The sequence below is a fragment of the Halomonas piscis genome (genome assembly GCF_031886125.1).
In the GTDB taxonomy this organism is placed as follows: domain Bacteria; phylum Pseudomonadota; class Gammaproteobacteria; order Pseudomonadales; family Halomonadaceae; genus Vreelandella; species Vreelandella piscis.
Genome location: NZ_CP119391.1, coordinates 1,647,514 through 1,668,058, shown reverse-complemented (window position 1 = coordinate 1,668,058; position 20,545 = coordinate 1,647,514). Strand labels below are relative to the sequence as shown.

The window sequence follows — 20,545 nt, the reverse complement described above, 5'->3', positions numbered from 1 at the left end:
ACTATGGCGTCGTCCAGCCTGATTGCCGATTACCGCCGCTGGCTCACCTTTCAGCGCCAGGAACAGCTGAGCCGGGAGCACGCCGGCATCGTCCAGCGCCTGGAGGAGGCCCATGCCTCTTCTCGGCAGGTCGTGCAGGCCTATCGCAGCATGGCGGAAAAGGCCGCCGCCGAAGGCGCCTGCTACCGCACTCTGTTTTTGCGCACCCGGGAAGGCAGCGAAGCGCTGGTATGCGAAGGCTGGCTGTTTGTCCGCCGCCTGCTCAGCGAAGGCCAGCAGGCCCGGATACGCGCTACCCTGCTGGAAACCTTTACCCTGGAAGACGGCGTTCTCGACCCCGGCGACAAGCCCGCACGCAAGATCACTCTGGAAATTTTCGACCGCGTGCACATGGAGAAAGGAATGCGCACCAGCGTGCAGGTAGACAGCCTGGATAACGACCGCGACTATCACTTCATCACCCTGCTGGACGCCGTGCGCGGCGACCTGCGCCCCCACCTCTAACCCCGGCCCAGGAGAGCGCCATGGGTAATACCGCTGATCGCCGCCATGCTCTGCCGGTGCGGGTGATCTACACCGGCGGCACCGTCGGCATGCTGCCCGGCGCCGGCGGCCTGGCCCCGGGCGGCGATTTCGCTGCCCGGCTGGAAAAGGCGCTGGCTACCCTGCCGGCAGACAGGCGCCGAACGCTGCCGGCACGGAGAGTACATAGCTACTCGCGCCTGATTGACTCAAGCGCGGTGACGCCGCTGGACTGGCATGCCCTGGCCGAGGATATTCGAGCGCACCGTACCGGCTACGCCGGCGTCGTGGTGGTGCACGGCACCGACACCCTGAGCTGGACGGCGGCGAGCCTCGCCCTGCAGCTGCGCGCTCCGGGGTTGCCGGTTATCGTCACCGGCGCCATGCAGCCGCTGGAAGCGTCGGGCAGCGACGCGCTGGGCAACCTTGAGGGCGCGCTGCGCTTTGCCGCAGAGCCCGGCCTTGACGGCGTGGCGGTGTATTTCGCCGGCCGTCTGCTCCACGGCGCCCGAGCCACCAAGGAGCACGCCTCGGCGGCGGATGCGTTCGCCAGCCCCAACGCCCCGGCGCTGGGCGACTACCGCGGGGCGCCGCGGCTGTTCACATCCTCCCCGGGCATGGCGACAAACGCCGCCGAGCCTGACGATGAAATCGACAGTCTGCTGACCCGCGCATCGGCGGACTACGAGCGAGTGAGCCGAGGAGAGGTCGCAAGAATTGTGCTGTGGCCGGGCATCGCCGCCTGGCAGCTGAGCGCCTGGCTGGAGGACAGCCGAGTGACAGGAGCGCTGCTGGAGCTGTGGGGCGCGGGCAACATGGCCGACGACCCGGCACTGCGCGCGGTGCTGGAGCGGGCCGGCAACCGGGGCAAGCTGATGGCAGCGGTCAGCCAGTGCCCCCGGGGCAGCGTGGCCATGGGGGCCTACGCCGCCGGCCAGGGGCTTGAGCAGGCCGGCGTGCTTTCCGGCGCCGACATGACGCCGGAAGCCGTCTACACCAAGCTTGTGCACCTGCTCGCCCTGCCGCTGGATAACGCCGCGCGTCGCCGGCTATTCGCCGCCTGCTGGGCCGGAGAGCGCAGCGAGGGCTAATCGCCGCCGGCGAGCCTGGCTTCCACCCGCTCGAGGATTTGCCGGCTGACCTTGCTCACCAGCGGGGTCGCCGCCCGGTTGACGGCCTTTTCCATCAGCCGGCTGCCGATCTCGTAGCTCAGCGTCAGGGTCACCTCGGTACCTTCGGGCACGCGCTCCAGGTGATAGCGCCCCTGGTTTTTCACCCCGCTCAGCGACTCCCAGGCAAGCGTTGTCGGCGCGCTGGCCTCCACCACCGCCACGTCGAAGGTCCAGTCCATCTTGAGCGCGTGGACATACCAGCGGTAGCGCTCCTCGCCCAGCGGCTCGATGCGCTCGATCAAGTCCGAATAGTCGGCAAAATCCTCGACCCGGCGCAGGAGGGCAAACACGCGCTCGGGGGCAGCGCTGACAATTTCGCTATGTTCAATAGTGGCCATGAGGGTTTCCCCGGGTAAAAGTCATTGACGTTGGCACAGGGCCAGGATGCCAAGCCTAACACGCCGGCAAGGCAGGCCTGCCAATCCAGCCTCGTGAAAGCCCAGCCTGGACCTGGCGTCTTTCACGGGCTACCCGACTGGCGTAAACTGCCCGGCGCCGGACCGGACCCCGGACGCGCCCCGCCTCCCGCGAGGCCAACACACTCTCCGCCAAAGGACGCCGTATGCCTGCCCCTAACGCTTCTGGATCAAGCGCCACCGTCGTCATCTACTCCGGCGGCATGGACTCCTTTACCGTACTCCACCGCGCCCTGCGCGAAGGCCGCCGGGTTCATGCCCTGTCGTTCGACTACGGGCAGCGCCACGCCCGGGAGCTGGATACCGCACGTCGGGTATGCCAAGCGCTGGATATACCGCACCAGATTGTGGATATCCGCGCGATACACGGCCTGATCGACAACTCCGCGCTCACCGACGCCTCCCGTCCCGTTCCCGAAGACGACTACGCCGACGACAACCTCGCCGCGACGGCGGTTCCCAACCGCAACATGATTCTGCTGTCGCTGGCCATCGCCAAGGCGGTCAATATCGGCGCCGACCGCGTCGACTACGGCGCTCACGGCGGCGACCACGTGCTCTACCCGGACTGCCGCCCCGAGTTTGTCGAGGCCATGCGCCACGCGGCGCACCTTGCCAACCTGGCGCCGGTAGAGGTGCATGCCCCTTACCTGAACCGCACCAAAAGCGAGATTCTGGCCGAGGGGCTGGCCATGGGGCTTGACTACGCGGATACCTGGACGTGCTATGCGGGCGGCGAACTTGCCTGCGGCCGGTGCGCCAGCTGCCGGGAGCGGCTCGACGCCTTCGCCGCTAACGGCGTCGGCGACCCGCTGGCCTACGCTAGCGCTTCGCACCGCCCATGAGCCGCCCTTCTTCCCAAAGCGCAGCCGGCCGGGTATTTTTTATCGCCCCCGCCGAGGCGCCGCCGGCGTCAGTTGCTGACGGCTGCCGGCCGGGCTGCGGTGCCTGCTGTATCGCGCCTTCCATCAGCTCGCCGATTCCGGGCATGCCCGACGGCAAGCCGGCCGGGGAGCGCTGCGCCCAGCTGGATGACGATAACCTCTGCCGGTTGTTCGATGACCCTCGCCGCCCGGACGTCTGCCGGCAGTTCGACTACGACGCCGCTATCTGCGGCGAACGCCGCAGTGACGCCCTGGATACCCTGGCGGCGCTGGAATCCCTGACCGCCTGAGCCGGCCCGCCCTTTATCGCGCCGGGCCGGTCATGATTCCCGGGAAACCCCGGCCAGCCGTCGCTCGGCAAGGCTCATCCAGCGCAGCAGCACCGGCGCGTCGCTGTGCCGAACCTCCCCCAGCAGTCGCCGGAAGTCTGCCAGCGCCGCCCTGTCGTCCGGGGCGACGCGGCACAGCCACAGCTCAAGCGCGGCCAGCGCCTGGTGACGGTTGCCCTGCCTGCGCGTCTGGCCAAGCGCCAGCTCGGCGAGCGCCTTGACGTCCGCCGACGGTCGCCCCTGGCGAGCGCGTACGTAGGCCAGCTGGACGGCAAGCTCGGGCAGAAACAGCGTCTCGCGCTTTCGGGCAATTTCCAGGCAGCGCTCGAGATAGCCTTCCACGACGTCCAGCTTGCCAAGCGCCAGGCAGGCATCGGTGTACCACAGCACCGGGCGCAGATAGCGCTCAAAGCCGGTGAGCTCGGCCATGTGCGTCAGGCACGCTTCCAGCTCGGCAAGCCCCTCACCGTCGCCCCCCAGCGCTCGCTGCCACCCCAGCACGCCCCGGGCCGAGATCTGCCACAGCGCCAGATCCGCCGTATGGGCAATGGCGGCGGCCTGCTCAGCGTGGCGGCAGGCCAGGTGCACATGCCCCAGCTGGCGGTACAGCGCGGCTCCGATCAAATGCGCCATGGCCAGCGTGCCGGGATGGTTGACCCGCGCAGCCAGGCGTATCGCGCTTTCCACCTGACGCTCGGCGCGGGCATAGTCGCCGTAAAGGCACAGCGCCCAGCTATGAAAGCACGCCGCGGTCACCTGGGGGTGGTCGGAAAACGGCAGCCACTCGATCATCATCGGCGTGTTGAGCGGATCCAGCGCTTCCAGCCGGCGGTGCGCCTCGTCGACGTTACCCGCCCAGTAGGCGCTGTGGGCCCGAGCGTAGTCCGCCAGCCGGCGGTAGCGCGGCTCTTCCAGCCGGGCCGAGAGCTCGGTCAGCGTCGCCACCAGCTCATGGACCTCCTTGTGGTCGTAGCGTTGGCTGCGCGCCACCCAAAGCCCCCAGCTGACCAGAAACGCCGCGCCCGTATCGGCGGGCACGCCGTCTTCCCCGGCTGTTGAATCCAGCAGCGCCCGGGCATGCTGAAAGCTTTCCAGCGCCGTGGGCGAGCCGTGGCCCTCCAGCGCAAAGGCTGCCTGGCCGCGCACCGTCAGCAGGCTGATCCGCCGGGCCGGGTCGCGGTCCGTCCGCGCCAGGCTATCAAGCCCCGCATCCGCCATGCGCAGCGCCGTACGGTTGGCACTGACCTTGAGCGCCTCCCGGGCGGCAAGCTCGAAATAGCGGGCGCTGCGGGCATCCTGACCGCTCCGCGCCAGGTGCACGGCAAAGTCGCCCGGATGGCGGCTGGTCCAGATGGGAAAGCGCGCCTCGATCAGCTCGACCACCTGCCGGTGGTGGGTCTCGCGCACGTCCCGGGGACACGACAGGTAAGCGGCTTCCTGCAGCAGCTGATGGCTGAACTGATAGACCTTTTCCTCTGAGCGCTTATCGTCCGCCGGCTCGATGATCTCGAGCTTGCGCATGTGCTCGAGCGCCTGGCCAAGGGCCGCCGGGTTCAGTCCGCTGCACGCGGCCAGAAAATCCTCGCGGAAGCGGCGGCCGAGTACCGCCGCGACATGGGCGACGTGACGGTCGCCGCCCAGCTGATCGATACGGCTGGCCAGCAGGCCGAAAAGCCCGTTGGGCAGGGTGTCCAGCTGCACCGTACGCCCGTCGCGCTGGTCCATGTCCAGCCGCCGGCAGATTTCCTGCAGGTAAAGCGGAACCCCGTCGCAGCGCTCGATGATCCGAGTGCGCAGCCGCGGATTCAGATGCAGACGATAGCGCCTGGCGAGCAGCGTTAAAAGCCGCGACGCCTGAGCTTCATCCAGCGGTCCCAGCGCGATCTGCCGGTCCCAGTGCAGCTTGCCCGGCAGCGCCTCGCGGCCGTGATGGCTGGCCACCAGCATAAAGGCAGTATTGATCGGCAGGCGCGCCTGCAGGGCCGATAGCATCTTGAACGACGGCTCGTCGACCCACTGCAGATCGTCAATCATCAGCACCAGGCTGCGCTCGCCGGCCAGATGCTCTACCAGCCGACGAACCAGCGACACCACAAGCTCGGTGGCTTCTGCGCTGCGCGCAAGCCTGGCTACGTCGGCCGTTTCGCTGGCCCCCAGCGCCTCTTCCAAAAGCCGTTGGCGCCCGGTCTCCAACTCGGGCATGGCCAGCCGACCCTGCAAGGCCCGCAAACGTGCCGCGTCGGGGCGGGCCTTGCAGTGCCAGGCCACCAGCCGCCGGGCCACGGCGTACGGCTCGAGCACGGAGAGCCGCGTCATCGGCTGCCAGCACACTGCCGCGCCGCGGCTCAGTTCCAGCTGGCGAAACCCCACCATCAGCGCCGATTTGCCCATGCCCGCGGCACCGCTCACCATGATGCTCTGGCGCAGCCCGATACCGGCCCGGGCCAGCCCGTCGCGCAGCTGGCGCAGGGCGGTTTCGCGCCCCACCAGGCTCGGCGGCACCGCCTCCCGGCGGCCCTCATTCGGGCCCAGCGCCAGCGCTCGCAGGCGCACCCGGCCGTCGCTTGCCACCAGCCGCGTAGCCAGCCGCGGCTGCAAATCCAGCGCCGGCGGCATATGCTGAACGGCCTCGCGGGAGATGACCAGTTCGCTGTCATCCGCCGCGCTCATCAGCTCAAGCGACGTTTGCGTGACCTGGCCCAGCGGATCGGCCAGCTGGCGCTCGGGCAGGTAGATCACCCGGCCGCTGTGCAGCCCGGCCGTCAGGGTAAAGCCCGGCACTTCGCCGTCCCCCTGCCAGTGGCGCGCCGCCTCCTGGGGCAGCGCCTGGCGGCAGTGTTCGTAGAGCGCCACCAGTTCGGCCAGCTGATGGGCCGGCCCGTGGGTGCCGAAACAGGCAAGCCCCAGCCCCCCGGTGGCGCCGGGCAGCCAGAAGCCGCCCAGGTGATGGCACTGCTGCTCCAGCCAGCGCAGCAGCGCAAGCTGCAGCGACAGGCAGTGCTGCAGAGCGCCGCGCTCCTGCCATTCGCCTTCAAGCGTCAGGCGGATGGCCATGACCGACAGCTGGCGCAGCTCGACCTCGTCTTCGCGCAGCGGCGCGCTGTCGGCGGCAAGCGCGCGGAAATAGGCGCCCTGGGGCGTCATCGCCTGCGGAGTGGCGGCGTCCGACCAGTAGCCGGCCAGCTGCAGAAACGCCGGCTCGGGCTGCTGGCCGGACAGCGCCAAAAGCTGCAGGTAGGCGTTGTACTGCTCGTGAGCGGCGGCCAGCTGTCCCTGCTCGGCCAGCTGTTTGACGCGGCGCTGATGAAAGGGGCCGTAGCCGGAAAAGCGGCGGGTCAGGGTGGCCAGCACGGCATCCGGCACTGTCTCGTCGCCGTCCAGCACCTGCTCGGCAAAACGGATGACCCGCTGGCGCCACTCGTTGCGCACCTGCACCAGCCAGCGCTGAAAAGCCGCGCAGCCGGCCAGCTCAAGCTCCTCGACCAGATCACCCTGATAGCAGGAAAGTACCGCTTCAAGGCCGGCCAGGTTGCAGGGGCCGTCGAGCAGCGTTTCCAGGCGGTGCAGGTCGACCTGCCAGTCTTCCGGCAGGATAAAGGCAATGGTCTGGCGCGACACGCTCAGCACCTCACCGCTATGCCGCCCCAGCGCCTGGCGCAGGCTGTGCAGCGCGTGGCGCAGGTTGGTACGCCCGGCAGAGACCCCCTGGTCCGGCCACAACAGCTCGGCAAGCGCTGCCCGGTTCACCGGCTGGCGGTGCAGCAGCAGATAGACCAGCAGCGCCTTGACCTTGTCGTAGCTGAAGCGGGTGAGCACACCCTGATCCAGGGTGAGCGAAAAATGCCCCAGAAAGACAAGCCGGTCAGTCTCGCAAGCATCGCGCATGGATTGGGTCCTGGCGTTGGCAAGCGGCGAGCTAGGCGGGCACGCCGCTATGAAAACGAAAATCCGGGTCGGGCGAGCGTATCAACTCCGCCTCGCGGGCGGTGAAAAACGCAATGCGCTCGTCCAGGGGAGCGTCGGTCTGCTGCCGGGCCAGCAGCAGATAATCTTCGTAGTGGCGACCTTCGGCCTTGACCAGCGTGCGGTAAAACTGCGCCAGCTCGCTATCCAGATAAGGGATCAGTCGGGCAAAGCGCTCGCAGCTGCGCGCCTCGATCAGCGCGCCGACGATCAAAATGTCGACCAGGCGCTCGGGGTCGTTGGCCCGCAGGTGGCGGCGCAGCCCTTCGGCGTAGCGCGAGGCGCTCAGGTGACGATAGGCCACGCCGCGCTTCTCCATCAGCTTGACCACCTGCTCGAAGTGCAAAAGCTCTTCTCTGGCCAGCTGGGACATCTTGCTCAGCAACAGCGGCTGGTCGACGTAGCGATACAGCAGGTTCATGGCCGTGGACGCGGCCTTTTTCTCGCACTGGGCGTGATCGATCAGCAGCGTCTCGGGGTTGGCCAGCGCCTCGGCCAGCCAGGCCTCCGGCGTCGGGCAGCCGAGAAAAGCGAGCAGGCTGTCGGGCAGCAGCCCTTCGGCGCTCATGCCGTGCTCGGCAGGGGTCGGGGGGCTAACCGCCGCTGCCCGGGCGGAAGAAGATAGCGTGTGCGTCATGTCAAATTACCCAAGGGGCCGGCGTCCGGCCAGCGTTGCTGTTGGATAGGCGTCAGCTAAAACGTCGTATCCTCGCATGGTAACGCGGCGCCCGCGCAATCACATCTGCCCGGCTGGCCGGTTTTGTAGTTCGACTCCCCAGGCGCTGCAAAAAACGTGCGCACGGCGTTATTTTACGCCAAGGGCTGCGTCCAAAGTGCAACGGTCGGGCTCGGGCATTCGCTTAACATTGTCAACGGTTTACCGTAATATTACGCCGTTTCGTCGCGCCGCCTCGCCGCGCATGCCGCCTGTCCGGCTTGCTGATGCCTGCCGTGTCCCGACACCGCGCGTCGCCGCGCCTTTTCCAGCCAAAGAGGGTCCACCGTGCTCAAAGCCTACCGCCAACATGTCACCGAACGCGCCGCCGCCGGAGTTCCGCCCAAGCCGCTTGATGCCGAACAGACCGCTGCTCTGGTGGAGCTGCTGAAAGCCCCGCCGGCGGGCGAGGAAGAATTTATCCTGGACCTGATCACCGAGCGCATCCCCCCGGGCGTGGACGAGGCGGCCTACGTCAAGGCCGGCTTTCTCACCGCCGTCGCCAAGGGCGAGGCCCAATCGCCGCTGATCGACAAGATCCACGCGGTGAAGCTTCTGGGCACCATGCAGGGCGGCTACAACATCGCCTCGCTGGTCGAACTTCTGGACGATGGCGACCTGGCCGCCGAGGCCGGCGAGCAGCTCAAGCACACGCTTTTGATGTTTGACGCCTTTCACGACGTGGAAGAGCGCGCCCGGGCCGGCAACGCCGTGGCCCAGGGCGTGCTCGAGTCCTGGGCCGAGGCCGAGTGGTTTCTGTCCCAGCCGGCGCTGGCCGAGAAGATCACTCTGACCGTGTTCAAGGTGCCCGGCGAAACCAACACCGACGACCTTTCCCCGGCGCCGGACGCCTGGTCGCGCCCGGACATTCCGCTCCATGCCAACGCCATGCTGAAAAACCCGCGCGAGGGCATCGAGCCCGAAGTCCCCGGCGAGGTGGGCCCGCTTGGGCAAATCGAGGCGGTCAAGGCCAAGGGCTACCCGGTGGTCTATGTGGGCGACGTGGTGGGCACCGGCTCCTCGCGCAAGTCGGCCACCAACTCGGTGCTGTGGTTCTTCGGCGACGACATTCCCTACGCGCCCAACAAGCGCGCCGGCGGCTTCTGCTTCGGCGGCAGCGTGGCGCCGATTTTCTTCAACACCATGGAGGATTCCGGCGCTCTGCCCATCGAGATGGACGTCGAGCACCTCCAGATGGGCGACGTGATCGACGTCTATCCCTACGCCGGCAAGGTTTGCCGCCACGGCACCGACGAGGTCGTCACTACCTTCGCGCTCAAGACTCAGCTTTTGCTCGACGAGGTCCGCGCCGGCGGCCGGATTCCGCTGATCATCGGCCGCGGGCTTACCGCCAAGGCCCGTGAATCCCTGGGGCTTCCCGCTACCGACGTCTTCCGCCTGCCCGAGCAGCCGGCGGATTCCGGCCGCGGTTTCACCCTGGCCCAGAAGATGGTCGGCCGCGCCTGCGGCATGGACGGGGTGCGCCCGGGCATGTACTGCGAGCCGAAGATGACCACCGTGGGCTCCCAGGACACCACCGGCCCCATGACCCGGGACGAGCTCAAGGACCTGGCCTGCCTGGGCTTCCAGGCCGATCTGGTGATGCAGTCGTTTTGCCACACCAGCGCCTACCCCAAGCCCGTGGACGTGGATACCCACCACACCCTGCCGGACTTCATCATGAACCGCGGCGGCGTTTCCCTGCGCCCGGGCGACGGCATCATCCACAGCTGGCTCAACCGCATGCTGCTGCCCGATACCGTGGGCACCGGCGGCGACTCCCACACGCGCTTTCCCATGGGCATTTCCTTCCCCGCGGGCTCGGGCCTGGTAGCCTTTGCCGCCGCCACCGGAGTGATGCCGCTGGACATGCCGGAGTCCGTTCTGGTGCGCTTCAAGGGCAAGCGCCAGCCCGGGGTGACCCTGCGCGATCTGGTCCACGCCATCCCCTACTACGCCATTCAGCAGGGGCTTTTGACCGTGGAGAAGTCGAGCAAGAAAAACGCTTTCTCCGGCCGGATTCTGGAAATCGAGGGCCTGGAAGACTTGACCGCCGAGCAGGCCTTCGAGCTGTCCGACGCCTCTGCCGAGCGCAGCGCCGCCGGCTGCACCATTACGCTCTCGGAAGACAGCGTCAGCGAGTACCTGACCTCCAACATCACCCTGCTCAAGTGGATGCTGGCCAACGGCTACGGCGACGCCCGCACCATCGAGCGGCGCATCCGCGGTATGGAAGCCTGGCTTGAAGACCCGAGCCTGATGCGCGCCGACCAGGACGCCGAGTACGCCGAGGTCATCGAGATCGACCTCGACCAGCTCACCGAGCCGGTGCTCTGCGCACCCAACGACCCCGACGACGCCCGCCTGCTGTCCGAGGTGGCCGGCGAGACCATCGACGAGGTCTTCATCGGCTCGTGCATGACCAACATCGGCCACTTCCGCGCCGCCGGCAAGCTTTTGGAACAGCAGCCCGCCGGCAGCCTGAAAACCCGCCTGTGGCTGGCGCCGCCGACGCGGATGGACCAGCACCAGCTCACGGAGGAAGGCTACTACGGCATCTTCGGCCGCGCCGGGGCACGGATGGAAATGCCCGGCTGTTCGCTGTGCATGGGCAACCAGGCGCGGGTGGCAGCCAAGAGCACCGTGGTGTCCACCTCCACGCGCAACTTCCCCAACCGCCTGGGCGACGGCGCCGATGTCTACCTGGCCTCGGCCGAGCTCGCCGCGGTGGCCGCGGTGGAAGGCCGCCTGCCCACGGTGGGCGAATACCGCCGCTACATGAGCGAATTCGACGCCATGGCCGGAGAAATCTACCGCTACATGAACTTCCACGAGATCGAGGAATATCAGAACGCCGCGTTGAACATGATTCCGCTTGCCGAAGAGGCTTGACCGCAAGCGCCCAGACATTGAGCCTTTGACGCTCCGGCCCGATCCGTTCGGGTCGGGGCTTTTTATTGTCTTTAATCAATATTCCCCTGGAGGTATTGCCCGCCATGACGGCTCTCGACCCAACCCGCATCGTGACCCCGGATATCTGCGACGCCTATCCGGACGCTCAAGTCATCCAGGCACCGTTCAGCAGCTTTGGCGACGTCACCGCCTTTGCCGGCCCGGTGCGCACCGTCACCTGCTTTGAAGACAACTCCCGGGTGCGCGAAGCGGTCAGCGAGCCCGGCAACGGCGCCGTGCTGGTAGTCGACGGCGGCGGCTCGCACCGCTGCGCCATGCTTGGCGACATGCTTGCGGAAAAAGCCGTGGCCAACGGCTGGGCCGGCATTGTCATGTACGGCTGCGTGCGCGACGTCGACGTGCTGGCCACCCTGCCCATCGGCATTCAGGCGCTGGGCCGCCACCCGCGCAAGAGCCACAAGCGCGGCGAAGGCACCCGGGACGTGGCGGTGGACATCGCCGGCACCCGGGTCGCCCCCGGCCAATGGCTGTATGCCGACAGCAACGGCATCCTGGTTGCCGAACGGGAACTTTCGCTGTAACCCCCGGGTCCACTCGCCATGCCTTTTATGTCGTCACGCGCCGGGCCGCTGAATCAGCTCGGCGCTTCTCTCTGGCGCCTTTTTCGCGGCCGCCTGCGCGCGCTGATTGCCTTCCACCTGCTGTTCACCCTGCTGGCCTCCACTCTGGTGCTGCCGGGCATCGGCGGGATTACACGGGCGCTGTACGCGCGTATCGGCACGGATGTGGTCACCACGGATACGCTGGTGGCGCTGCTTTTTACCCCGGCGGGGCTGAGCGGCGCTCTTGCCGTGCAGGGCCTGGCGTTTGGCCTGCTCTACTGGCAGCAGGCGGGCATGCTGCACATTGCCCTGAGCCAGCGTCACCAGAACCACTACCGCCTGACGCTGGAAGCGCTGTGGCACGGCACCCGGCGCCTGCCGGCGCTTATCGGTTTGGTGGTGCTGCAGGTGGGCAGCCACCTTTTGCTGCTGGCGCCGTTCATGGCGGGCCTTGCCTGGCTTTACGACGCCTGGCTTGGCGGGCTTGAGACTTACTACCTGCAAAAAGTGCGCCCGGCGGAGCTATGGTATTTCATTGCCTGCGCGCTGCCGCTGCTGGCGCTTTGGGCCTGGCTTGCCGGCCGGCTTTACCTGCGCTGGCTGCTGGCGCTGCCGCTGGTGGCGCTGGAAAACGCCTCGCCCCGCCGCGCGCTTTCCCGCAGCGTCGCGCTGACCCGAGGCTGGCACCGCTCCATTGCCGCCGCCGTGCTGGCCGTACTTGTCGGCATCATCGCGCTGCCGATACTCGCCACCCTGGCGTTCGATGCGCTGTTTGCCCCGCTGCTGGACTGGCTGCCCGAGTACCACAGGGTGCTGCTCCCGGCGATGCTGGCCTACCTCACGGCCTATGTGCTGCTCACTCTTGCCTTGACCTTTGCCGGTATTGCGGTCAATGCGCTGCTCTCGGCGTGCCTTTACATGCAGCTTGCCCGGGGCCGGGAATACGCCCCCACGCCCTCGGGCACCCGAGCGGGGAGACTGGCCTGGGCGGTGGAGTTTGCCGTCATTGCGATCGCCGCACTGCAGGCCTGGTGGATCCTGGGCAGCTTCGAGCTCAACGACGACGTCGCCATCATCGCCCACCGGGGCAGCTCCAAGCGCGCGCCGGAAAACACGCTGTCGGCCTTTCGCCAGGCGGTGAAGGACGGCGCCGACGCCGTGGAGCTTGACGTGCGCCTGAGCGCCGACGACGTGGTCATGGTGTATCACGACAGCAGCCTTGCCCGGCTGACCGGCGATCCGCGCCACGTCGGCGACCTGACGCGGGAGGAGCTGGCCAACTTCGACATCGGCAGCTGGTTCGGCCACGACTTTCGCGGCGAGCGTATTCCTACCCTGGATCAGGTGCTTGACGCCACCCGCGGCCAGCTCGGGCTGATGATCGAGCTCAAGCCTGCGCCCGGCCGCGGCACGGCTCTGGCACAGGAGGTACTGACGGCGCTGAACCGCGAAACCGATACCCGCTACGCCTGCTGGGCCGACGCCGACGAGCCGATCGCCGCCCTGGGCCGCTGCGGCTACCCCGATGCGCGCCGGGAAATGCGCATTGCCTCGCTGTCGCCGACGCTGGTGCGCCGGGTCAAGCAGCTGGCGCCGGCGCTGCGCACCACCCTGTTGGCCCAGCTGGTACTGCCCGGCACCCTGGACCGGTACGGCTTCGATGCCCTGGGCCTGCGGCACAACCGCATCACCGAAGACGAAATGCGCCTGGCAACGACCTACGGCTACGAAGTCCACGCCTGGACGGTCAATAGTCCCAAGCGCATGGCCACGCTGATCGACATGGGCGCAGACGCCATCATCACCGACTACCCGGAACGCCTGGCCGCCCTGCTTGCCGAACGCCGTCAGCTCGGCGACGCCGGCCTGCTTCTGCTCAAGTTTCACAGCTGGCTGCGACGCTAGGCGTCAGTCGGGCTCGTCCCCCTTTACCACGCCTTCCCGGCGGGGGTCAGCGCCGCCATACAGGGTATCGTCCGGCTGGCGTACCAGCACGCCCAGGCCGCTGGAGAGCTCGCGCTCGCTGAGCGTATGGCCGCGCTTGCGCAGCGCCTCCCGAGTGATCTCCGGCAGGCGGTCCTTTTCTACGTAGACGACATCGCCGCCCAGGGTCAACGCATGGGGCAGCGCGAGCGCCTGCTGGGCGTCGAGCCCCCAGTCGCGCAGCGCCACCAGGGTCTGCGCCACGTAGGGAATAATCGCCGCGCCGCCGGGGCTGCCAAGGGTTGCCACCAGCGCGCCCGTCTCGTACTCGCCCTCGCTTTCTTCATCGTGCTCGAACACCAGCGTGGGGCTCATGCTGGAACGCGGACGCTTGCCCGGCTGTACCCGGTTGGCCACCGGCTTGCCGTCGACGGTGGGAATGAACGAAAAATCGGTCAGCTCGTTGTTGAGCAGATAGCCGCCGTCAAGGCCGGTGCCGCCGTCGGCCATGATCCGCGCGCCAAAGGCCTGCTCGATGGAGGCGGTCAGGGCCACGGCGTGGCCCTCGGCATCGATGATGCTGACGTGGCTGGTGCCGTATTCCGGCTGACGCGGCGGGGTAGCCAGGCTCGTCGCAAGCTCGCCGGGATCGCCAGGCTCGACGTCGTCACCCAGACTTTGGTCACTGACGACCAGCCCGGCGCGCTGCTCCAGATACGCCGGCGCCAGCAGGCTCTGCCAGTCTCCGCCGGGGGCATCGACAAAGGCCGGATCGCCGACGTAGCGGTTGCGGTCGGCGAACGCCAGCCGCGAGGCTTCCAGAAAGCGGTGCAGCCAGTCGTCGCTGGGCGCGCCGGCATCCAGCGGCGCCTCGGCCATGGGCTCTTCGTCCATCATCCCGAGGATTTGCATCACCGTCAGATGGCCCGAGGACGGCGGCGGAAAGCCGCATACCGTCCACTGCTGCCAGGGCGTGCAGAGCGGCTCGCGCGCCCTGGCCTCGTAGCTCTTTAGATCTTCCACCGCCAGGGAGCCGGGCACTTCCTGCGACTGCACCCGCTCGGCCAGATCCTTGGCCACCTCGCCCCGGTAAAACGCCCGGCTGCCGTTTTCGGCGATATCGCCAAGGACGGCGGCGAGCGCGGGGTTGGTCAGCGTCTCGCCCACGGCCAGGGGCTCGCCGTCCTTGGGGTAGTAAAAGGCCCGGGCCGCCGAGTCTTCCGCCAGACGGTCGTCGTTGGCCAGGCTCCGATGCAGCCGCTCGCTTACCTCAAAGCCGTTTTCCGCCAGGGTGATAGCCGGTACAAACAGCGTTTCCCAGTCAAGCTCGCCGTATTCGTCGTGGGCTTTCTCCAGCATCCTGACAATGCCCGGCACGCCCACCGAGCGGCCGCTGGTCACGGCGTCCATGAACGCCAGGGGCTCGCCCTGATCGTCCAAAAACAGCGTTTCGTCAGCGCCCGCCGGCGCGGTTTCCCGGCCGTCGAAGGCGGTAATGTCGCCGCCGTCAAAATGCATCATGAAACCGCCCCCGCCAATACCGCTGGACTGCGGCTCCACCAGCGCCAGCACCATCTGCACGGCAACGGCGGCGTCAACGGCGCTGCCGCCGGCCGCGAGTATCTGATTGCCGGCATCCGCTGCCAGCGGGTTGGCGGCCACCACGGCAAAGGACTCTGTCGCCCAGCCGGGCTTTTCCTCAAGGCCGGACGCCGGCTCGGGGCTCAGCGACGGCGCTTGATAGTCAAAGCCGGGAGCCGCAAGCGGCACTAGCAGCAGGCCAAGCGGCAGCAGATGTCTTCCCAGGCGCGCCATGAGGACTGTCCTCCTCCGTGTGTCAGGCAGGCGTATAAAGCAAAACGCCCGGCGCATGGCCGGGCGTACGTTCAGCGCTCTTGCTAGCGTTGGGTTTCCCCGGCCAGCATCAGCCAAGTGTCCAGCACCGCATCGGGGTTGAGCGAGACCGAGTCGATCCCCTGCTCCATGAGCCACTTGGCAAAGTCCGGGTAGTCCGACGGCCCCTGCCCGCAGATGCCGACGTACTTGCCCTGAGCCTTGCACGCCTGGATCGCCATGGCCAGCATCTTTTTCACCGCCTCGTTACGCTCGTCGAACAGATGCGCGACGATGCCCGAGTCGCGATCGAGCCCCAGGGTCAGCTGGGTCAGGTCGTTGGAGCCGATGGAAAAGCCGTCAAAGTGCTCGAGGAACTCGTCCGCCAGCAGGGCGTTGGCCGGCAGCTCGCACATCATGATGACCTTCAGGCCGCGATCGCCACGCCTGAGCCCGTTGGCGGCGAGCAGCTCCACGACCTCTTCGGCTTCTTCCGGCGTGCGCACAAACGGCACCATGACTTCGACGTTATCCAGCCCCATCTCGTCGCGCACCCGGGCCAGCGCCCGGCACTCCAGCTCGAAGCACGGGCGGAAGGCGTCGGATACGTAGCGCGAGGCGCCGCGAAAGCCGATCATGGGGTTTTCTTCGCCGGGCTCGTAAAGCTTGCCGCCGATGAGGTTTTCGTACTCGTTGGACTTGAAGTCGGACAGCCGCACGATGACTCGCTTGGGGTAGAACGCCGCCGCCAGGGTGGAGATCCCTTCCACCAGCTTGTCCACGTAGAAGCTCACCGGATCGTCGTAGCCGGCGGTGCGCAGATCGATGATCTGCTGCAGGTCGGCGGGCAGGGTGGCGTAGTCCATCAGCGCCTTGGGGTGCACGCCGATCATGCGGTTGATAATGAACTCAAGGCGCGCCAGCCCCACGCCGGCGCCGGGCAGCCCGGCAAAGTTGAACGCGCGGTCGGGGTTGCCCACGTTCATCATGATGTCGAACGCAAGCTCGGGCATGGCGTCGATACTTGATACCTTGCGGTCAAACGCCAGCAGGCCTTCGTAGACCTGACCGGTATCGCCCTCGGCGCAGGAGACGGTGACGTCCACGCCCTCGTGCAGCTGCTCGGTGGCGTCGGTGCAGCCCACCACGGCGGGAATGCCCAGCTCCCGGGCGATAATCGCCGCGTGGCAGGTGCGTCCGCCGCGGTTGGTCACGATGGCCGAGGCGCGCTTCATCACCGGCTCCCAGTCGGGGTCGGTCATGTCGGTGACCAGCACGTCGCCGTCGTGGATCTTGTCCATATCGTCCGGGGTTTCCACTACCTTGACCGCCCCGCTGCCGATGCGCTGACCGATGGCCCGGCCGCTGATCAGCGTGCGGCCCTTCTCTTTCAGGGTGAAGCGCTCCAGGCGGCCGCCTTCCTGCTGGGAGACCACGGTTTCCGGGCGCGCCTGGACGATGTAGAGCTCGCCGTCGTCGCCGTCCAGCGCCCATTCGATATCCATGGGCCGGTGATAGTGCTCCTCGATGGTGACCGCCTGGCGGGCCAGCGCCATGACCTGGTCATCGCTCAGGCAAAAGCGGTTGCGCTCCTGGGGGGCGACCTCGACGGTCTCGACCGACTTGCCGGCGCTGGCGTCCTCGCCGTAGACCATCTTGATACGTTTGGAGCCCAGATTGCGGCGCAGCACCGCCGGCCGACCCGCGGCCAGAGTGGGCTTGTGGACGTAAAACTCGTCGGGGTTGACGGCCCCCTGGACGACGGTTTCCCCAAGCCCCCAGGAGGCGGTGACAAACACCGCGTCGCGGTAGCCGGACTCGGTATCCAGGGTAAACATGACGCCCGCCGCGCCGGTTTCCGAGCGCACCATCTTCTGGATGCCGGCGGACAGCGCCACGTTCTCGTGGGCATAGCCGCGGTGTACGCGGTAGGAGATCGCGCGGTCGTTGAACAGCGAGGCAAAGACTTCGTGCACCGCGCGCTTGATGTTGGCCAGACCCTCGATGTTGAGGAAGGTTTCCTGCTGCCCGGCGAAGGAAGCATCGGGCAGGTCTTCGGCGGTAGCCGAGCTGCGCACGGCGGCCTTGAGGTTAGGGTGGCGCGCCTGAAGCGCCGCGTAGGCGCTCTCCAGCGCCGCTTCGAAGTTGGGCGGCAAGGGCGTGTCGATGATCCACTGGCGGATATCGCGCCCGGCATCGGCCAGGGCCTTGACGTCGTCCACGTCGAGACGCCTGAGCCGCTCGTTGATACGCTCGTTCAGCCCTTCGTGGGAAAGAAATTCGCGATACGCGTAGGCGGTGGTGGCAAAGCCGCCGGGGACGGTCACCCCCACTTCCGACAGGTTCGAAATCATCTCGCCAAGCGAGGCGTTTTTACCGCCGACGCGCTCGACATCGGCCATGCCCAGTTCATCGAACCATAGAATGTAGTTTTCCACGCAACCCCCTCGCACTGATATTTGCCACGACATTTTGACGGCGGCACACCCGGCCGCCGCGCCGCCAACGATTTTAGGTGGGCAACCTTAACACCCGGCCGGCGCCTTAGCCATTGGTCGAATCGCTAACCCGGTGGAGGAGATTTACAACAGAACGGCAATTTCCGGGTTTCCTGTAGTCATCGGCCGGCGGCGCTGCCGTGCTATCCTTGCCGACGCCCTTGACCGGCAAGCCTCACACCGCACGATTCAGGATACTCAACATGACCCGCACCGCCTTTTTTATTTCCGACGGCACCGGCATTACCGCCGAAAGCCTGGGCCGCAGCCTGCTGGCGCAGTTCCGGGGCATCGAGATCACCATGCTGACCAAGCCCTACGTGGACACCGTGGAAAAAGCCGAGGAGCTGGCCGGCGTGATCGAAGCCACCGCCGCGCGCGACGGCAACCGGCCGATCGTCATCGACACCATCGTCGACGAAGTCATTCGCGAGGTGATTCGCGCCGCGCCGTGCTTCAAGGTCGACGTGTTTTCCACCTTTCTCGCCCCGCTGGAAGAAGAGCTCGCCACGCACTCGTCCTACAGCGTGGGCAGCACCCACGCCATCGGCAGCGACGACGTCTACATGGATCGTATCCACTCGGTACACTTTGCCCTAGACAACGACGACGGCGCGCGCACCCACCAGTATGACGAGGCCGACATTATCCTGATCGGCGTGTCGCGCTGCGGCAAAACGCCGACGTCGCTGTATCTCGCGCTGCAGTTCGGCATTCGCGCGGCCAACTATCCGCTTACCGAAGACGATCAGGACGAGGACGGCGTGCTGAAGCTGCCCCGCTTTCTGGCCAAGCATCACCATAAGCTGTTCGGCCTGACCATCGACGCCCGGCGGCTGGCGGCCATTCGCCACGAGCGCCGGCCCAACAGCCGCTACAGCTCCATGGACCAGTGCCTGCAGGAGGTGGAGCAAACGGAGTCGCTTTATCGCTCGCTGAACATTCCCAGCATCGACACCACGCGCTTCTCCGTGGAGGAAATCTCTACCCGCATGATTGCCGAAACCGGGCTGGTACGGCGCTTTTCGCCGCGCTAACCACCGCGCCAACGCTCTGGCTAAAGCCCCTTGGGAGCAAAGATCCCCGGGGCGTTGCGCCAGTAGCCCTTGTAGTCCATGCCGAAGCCGAACACGTAGCGATCGGCCACGGCCAGGCCGCAGTAGTCGGCGCTGAGGTCGGGCACGGCCTTGCGCTCGTGCTGCTTGTCCACCAGCACCGCGGTGGTCACGCTTGCCGCCCGCGCCTGGCGGCAGTAATCGAGAATCGCGGCCAGGGTGGCGCCCTCGTCGAGAATGTCATCGACGATGACCACGTGGCGCCCGGCCATGGGAATCTCCGGCGAGACCCGCCAGAACAGCTCGCCGCCGGATAGCCGGCTGCGGTAGCGGGTCGCGTGGAGATAGTCCACTTCCAGCGGAAACCCCAGCCGAGTCAGCAGATGCCCGGTGGTGATCAGCCCGCCGTTCATCACGCAGTAGAACACCGGCAGCTTGTCCCCCAGGTCCCGGGTGATGGCTTCAGCCATGCGGTCCAGCGCCTGCTCCACCCGGGCCTGGGGGATCAGGCAGTCGGCTTCGTCCATCAGCGTGCGCATCGAGTCCCGGGACTCGAGCGCTTGTTTGTCCAGCTTGGCCATGTGCAGATCTTGCATGCGGGGTCCTGGGTGTTGAAAACGAAAGTCGAGAAGATAAAAGCGGCAGCCGTGACGCAGCGGCGTCCGGTCAGGCGCCGCTGTCGGCCAGCGCTTCGAGGCGGGCGCGTGCACGGCGCCAGCGGTTGAGCGCCGGCAGCGCGTCAAGTTCGGGGCGCGCTCGGCCGTAGCGCAGCTTGGCCGGACGACGGGTCTGGCGCTCCCGACAGACCGCCACGACCTCCCTGGCCGCTTCGCGGTCGTTGCACACCAGCAGCGTATCGCAGCCGGCCTTCAGCGCCGCCTCGGCGCGCGCCGCCGGGCCGCCCGCTTCGCGGGCCCCGGCCATGCTCAGATCGTCGGAGAAGATGCAGCCCTTGAAGCCCAGCGACTCGCGCAGCATGCCAAGCCAGCTGGGGGAAAATCCCGCCGGGCGGGGGTCAAAGGCGCTATAGATCACGTGGGCCGGCATCACGCCGTCGAGCTTTCCGGCCAGCCGGGCAAAGGGCACCAGATCCCGGGCCTTGAGCTCGGCCAGCGGCCGCTCGTCGACGGGCAGCTCCCGGTGGGAGTCCGCGGCGACGCCGCCGTGGCCGGGAAAGTGCTTGCCCACCGCCGCCATGCCCGCCTCGTGCAGCCCCAGAACAAAGGCCTCGCCCAGCACCGCGACGTGCTCCGGGTCGCCGGCGAAGCTGCGATCGCCAATGACGCTGGAAAAGCCGGTATCGACGTCCAGCACCGGGGCAAAGGTAAGATCCAGCCCGCAGGCGGCCATTTCCATGCCCAGCAGCCAGCCGGCGTCCCTGGCAAGCGCCGTCCCCTCTTCGGGGGCGATGGCAAAACGCTCGCCCAGCCTGGCCATGGGCGGCAGGCGAGTCACTCCCTGGCGCAGCCGCTGTACCCGGCCGCCTTCCTGATCCACGGCGATCAGCAGCTCCGGGCACTGACGGCGAATGGCGGCGCACAGCCGGCTGACCTGGGCGGCACTTTCCACGTTGCGGGCAAAAAGGATAACCCCGCCGACCGCAGGATCGCGCAGCAGGCGCGCTTCGGCGGCGTCGAGGGCGGGCCCCTCTAGGTCGAGCATGACCGGGCCAATGGGTTGCGTCATGGTGAGAGTCCTGCAAAAGGGAACGTAATTTTAG

At 67.2% G+C, this 20,545-nt stretch carries 15 protein-coding genes; 8 read left to right on the top strand and 7 right to left on the bottom strand.

The window, feature by feature from the left end; genetic code table 11:
• Window positions 1-3: 3 nt before the first annotated feature.
• Together P1P91_RS07800 and P1P91_RS07795 are read left to right on the top strand one after the other, a co-directional pair.
• Window positions 4-504, top strand: a complete 501-nt coding sequence (locus P1P91_RS07800; RefSeq protein WP_311881753.1) for a hypothetical protein — start codon at window positions 4-6, stop codon at window positions 502-504.
• Between the two features lie 20 nt (window positions 505-524).
• On the top strand, window positions 525-1,613 hold the full coding sequence (locus P1P91_RS07795) for an asparaginase (RefSeq protein WP_311881751.1): 1,089 nt from the start codon (window positions 525-527) through the stop codon (window positions 1,611-1,613).
• Here P1P91_RS07795 and P1P91_RS07790 read toward each other — a convergent pair.
• Window positions 1,610-2,032, bottom strand: a complete 423-nt coding sequence (locus P1P91_RS07790) for an SRPBCC family protein (protein ID WP_311881750.1) — start codon at window positions 2,030-2,032, stop codon at window positions 1,610-1,612. The two genes, P1P91_RS07795 and P1P91_RS07790, sit on opposite strands and share 4 nt — an antisense overlap.
• A 224-nt stretch (window positions 2,033-2,256) precedes the next feature.
• Here P1P91_RS07790 and queC point away from each other — a divergent pair, with 224 nt between their 5' ends.
• Window positions 2,257-2,955 carry a 7-cyano-7-deazaguanine synthase QueC gene (queC, locus tag P1P91_RS07785; protein WP_311881748.1) on the top strand — a complete coding sequence of 233 codons (699 nt, stop codon included), beginning with the start codon at window positions 2,257-2,259 and terminating at the stop codon, window positions 2,953-2,955.
• On the top strand, window positions 2,952-3,284 hold the full coding sequence (locus P1P91_RS07780) for a YkgJ family cysteine cluster protein (protein WP_376717177.1): 333 nt from the start codon (window positions 2,952-2,954) through the stop codon (window positions 3,282-3,284). Before queC ends, P1P91_RS07780 begins: the two co-directional genes overlap by 4 nt.
• A 30-nt stretch (window positions 3,285-3,314) precedes the next feature.
• Here P1P91_RS07780 and P1P91_RS07775 read toward each other — a convergent pair whose 3' ends face one another.
• Window positions 3,315-7,208 (bottom strand): AAA family ATPase, encoded by a 3,894-nt coding sequence (locus tag P1P91_RS07775; protein ID WP_311881746.1) that lies wholly within the window; start codon window positions 7,206-7,208, stop codon window positions 3,315-3,317.
• Window positions 7,209-7,239: 31 nt separating this feature from the next.
• Entirely contained in the window at window positions 7,240-7,854 is a 615-nt protein-coding gene (miaE, locus tag P1P91_RS07770) for a tRNA-(ms[2]io[6]A)-hydroxylase (RefSeq protein WP_311885742.1), read from the bottom strand.
• A gap of 435 nt (window positions 7,855-8,289) precedes the next feature.
• Here miaE and acnB point away from each other — a divergent pair, with 435 nt between their 5' ends.
• The 3 genes from acnB to P1P91_RS07755 all read left to right on the top strand — a co-directional run bounded on the left by acnB (window position 8,290) and on the right by P1P91_RS07755 (window position 13,421).
• Window positions 8,290-10,893 carry a bifunctional aconitate hydratase 2/2-methylisocitrate dehydratase gene (acnB, locus tag P1P91_RS07765; protein WP_311881744.1) on the top strand — a complete coding sequence of 868 codons (2,604 nt, stop codon included), beginning with the start codon at window positions 8,290-8,292 and terminating at the stop codon, window positions 10,891-10,893.
• 104 nt (window positions 10,894-10,997) lie between these two features.
• Complete coding sequence (rraA, locus tag P1P91_RS07760; RefSeq protein ID WP_311881743.1) at window positions 10,998-11,495, top strand: ribonuclease E activity regulator RraA; 498 nt, start codon at window positions 10,998-11,000, stop codon at window positions 11,493-11,495.
• A gap of 27 nt (window positions 11,496-11,522) precedes the next feature.
• Window positions 11,523-13,421, top strand: a complete 1,899-nt coding sequence (locus P1P91_RS07755; RefSeq protein WP_311881741.1) for a glycerophosphodiester phosphodiesterase family protein — start codon at window positions 11,523-11,525, stop codon at window positions 13,419-13,421.
• A gap of 3 nt (window positions 13,422-13,424) precedes the next feature.
• On the opposite strand, the gene ggt is transcribed toward P1P91_RS07755, so the two are convergent.
• Complete coding sequence (gene ggt / locus P1P91_RS07750; protein WP_311881740.1) at window positions 13,425-15,254, bottom strand: gamma-glutamyltransferase; 1,830 nt, start codon at window positions 15,252-15,254, stop codon at window positions 13,425-13,427.
• An 83-nt stretch (window positions 15,255-15,337) separates the two neighbouring features.
• Window positions 15,338-17,710 (bottom strand): phosphoenolpyruvate synthase, encoded by a 2,373-nt coding sequence (gene ppsA / locus P1P91_RS07745; RefSeq protein WP_311881739.1) that lies wholly within the window; start codon window positions 17,708-17,710, stop codon window positions 15,338-15,340.
• Window positions 17,711-17,973: 263 nt separating this feature from the next.
• On the opposite strand from ppsA, the gene ppsR reads away from it, so the two are divergent.
• A complete protein-coding gene (gene ppsR / locus P1P91_RS07740) occupies window positions 17,974-18,807 on the top strand; it encodes a posphoenolpyruvate synthetase regulatory kinase/phosphorylase PpsR (RefSeq protein WP_311881738.1) in 834 nt (277 codons plus the stop codon).
• Between the two features lie 20 nt (window positions 18,808-18,827).
• On the opposite strand, the gene P1P91_RS07735 is transcribed toward ppsR, so the two are convergent.
• Both P1P91_RS07735 and nagZ read right to left on the bottom strand, forming a co-directional pair.
• Window positions 18,828-19,406, bottom strand: coding sequence for a hypoxanthine-guanine phosphoribosyltransferase (locus tag P1P91_RS07735; protein ID WP_311885740.1), 579 nt, complete (start codon window positions 19,404-19,406; stop codon window positions 18,828-18,830).
• An 85-nt stretch (window positions 19,407-19,491) separates the two neighbouring features.
• Window positions 19,492-20,511, bottom strand: a complete 1,020-nt coding sequence (gene nagZ / locus P1P91_RS07730; protein ID WP_311881736.1) for a beta-N-acetylhexosaminidase — start codon at window positions 20,509-20,511, stop codon at window positions 19,492-19,494.
• Between the last annotated feature and the right edge of the window lie 34 nt (window positions 20,512-20,545).

Excerpts from the sequence above, each read along its gene's own strand:
- P1P91_RS07780 (WP_376717177.1), top strand. The coding sequence starts at position 2,952 with ATGAGCCGCCCTTCTTCCCAAAGCGCAGCCGGCCGGGTATTTTTTATC.
- P1P91_RS07800 (WP_311881753.1), top strand. The coding sequence starts at position 4 with ATGGCGTCGTCCAGCCTGATTGCCGATTACCGCCGCTGGCTCACCTTT.
- P1P91_RS07775 (WP_311881746.1), bottom strand. The coding sequence starts at position 7,208 with ATGCGCGATGCTTGCGAGACTGACCGGCTTGTCTTTCTGGGGCATTTT.
- P1P91_RS07790 (WP_311881750.1), bottom strand. The coding sequence starts at position 2,032 with ATGGCCACTATTGAACATAGCGAAATTGTCAGCGCTGCCCCCGAGCGC.
- ggt (WP_311881740.1), bottom strand. The coding sequence starts at position 15,254 with ATGGCGCGCCTGGGAAGACATCTGCTGCCGCTTGGCCTGCTGCTAGTG.
- P1P91_RS07795 (WP_311881751.1), top strand. The coding sequence starts at position 525 with ATGGGTAATACCGCTGATCGCCGCCATGCTCTGCCGGTGCGGGTGATC.
- nagZ (WP_311881736.1), bottom strand. The coding sequence starts at position 20,511 with ATGACGCAACCCATTGGCCCGGTCATGCTCGACCTAGAGGGGCCCGCC.
- rraA (WP_311881743.1), top strand. The coding sequence starts at position 10,998 with ATGACGGCTCTCGACCCAACCCGCATCGTGACCCCGGATATCTGCGAC.
- miaE (WP_311885742.1), bottom strand. The coding sequence starts at position 7,854 with ATGAGCGCCGAAGGGCTGCTGCCCGACAGCCTGCTCGCTTTTCTCGGC.
- queC (WP_311881748.1), top strand. The coding sequence starts at position 2,257 with ATGCCTGCCCCTAACGCTTCTGGATCAAGCGCCACCGTCGTCATCTAC.
- P1P91_RS07755 (WP_311881741.1), top strand. The coding sequence starts at position 11,523 with ATGTCGTCACGCGCCGGGCCGCTGAATCAGCTCGGCGCTTCTCTCTGG.
- P1P91_RS07735 (WP_311885740.1), bottom strand. The coding sequence starts at position 19,406 with ATGGCCAAGCTGGACAAACAAGCGCTCGAGTCCCGGGACTCGATGCGC.
- ppsR (WP_311881738.1), top strand. The coding sequence starts at position 17,974 with ATGACCCGCACCGCCTTTTTTATTTCCGACGGCACCGGCATTACCGCC.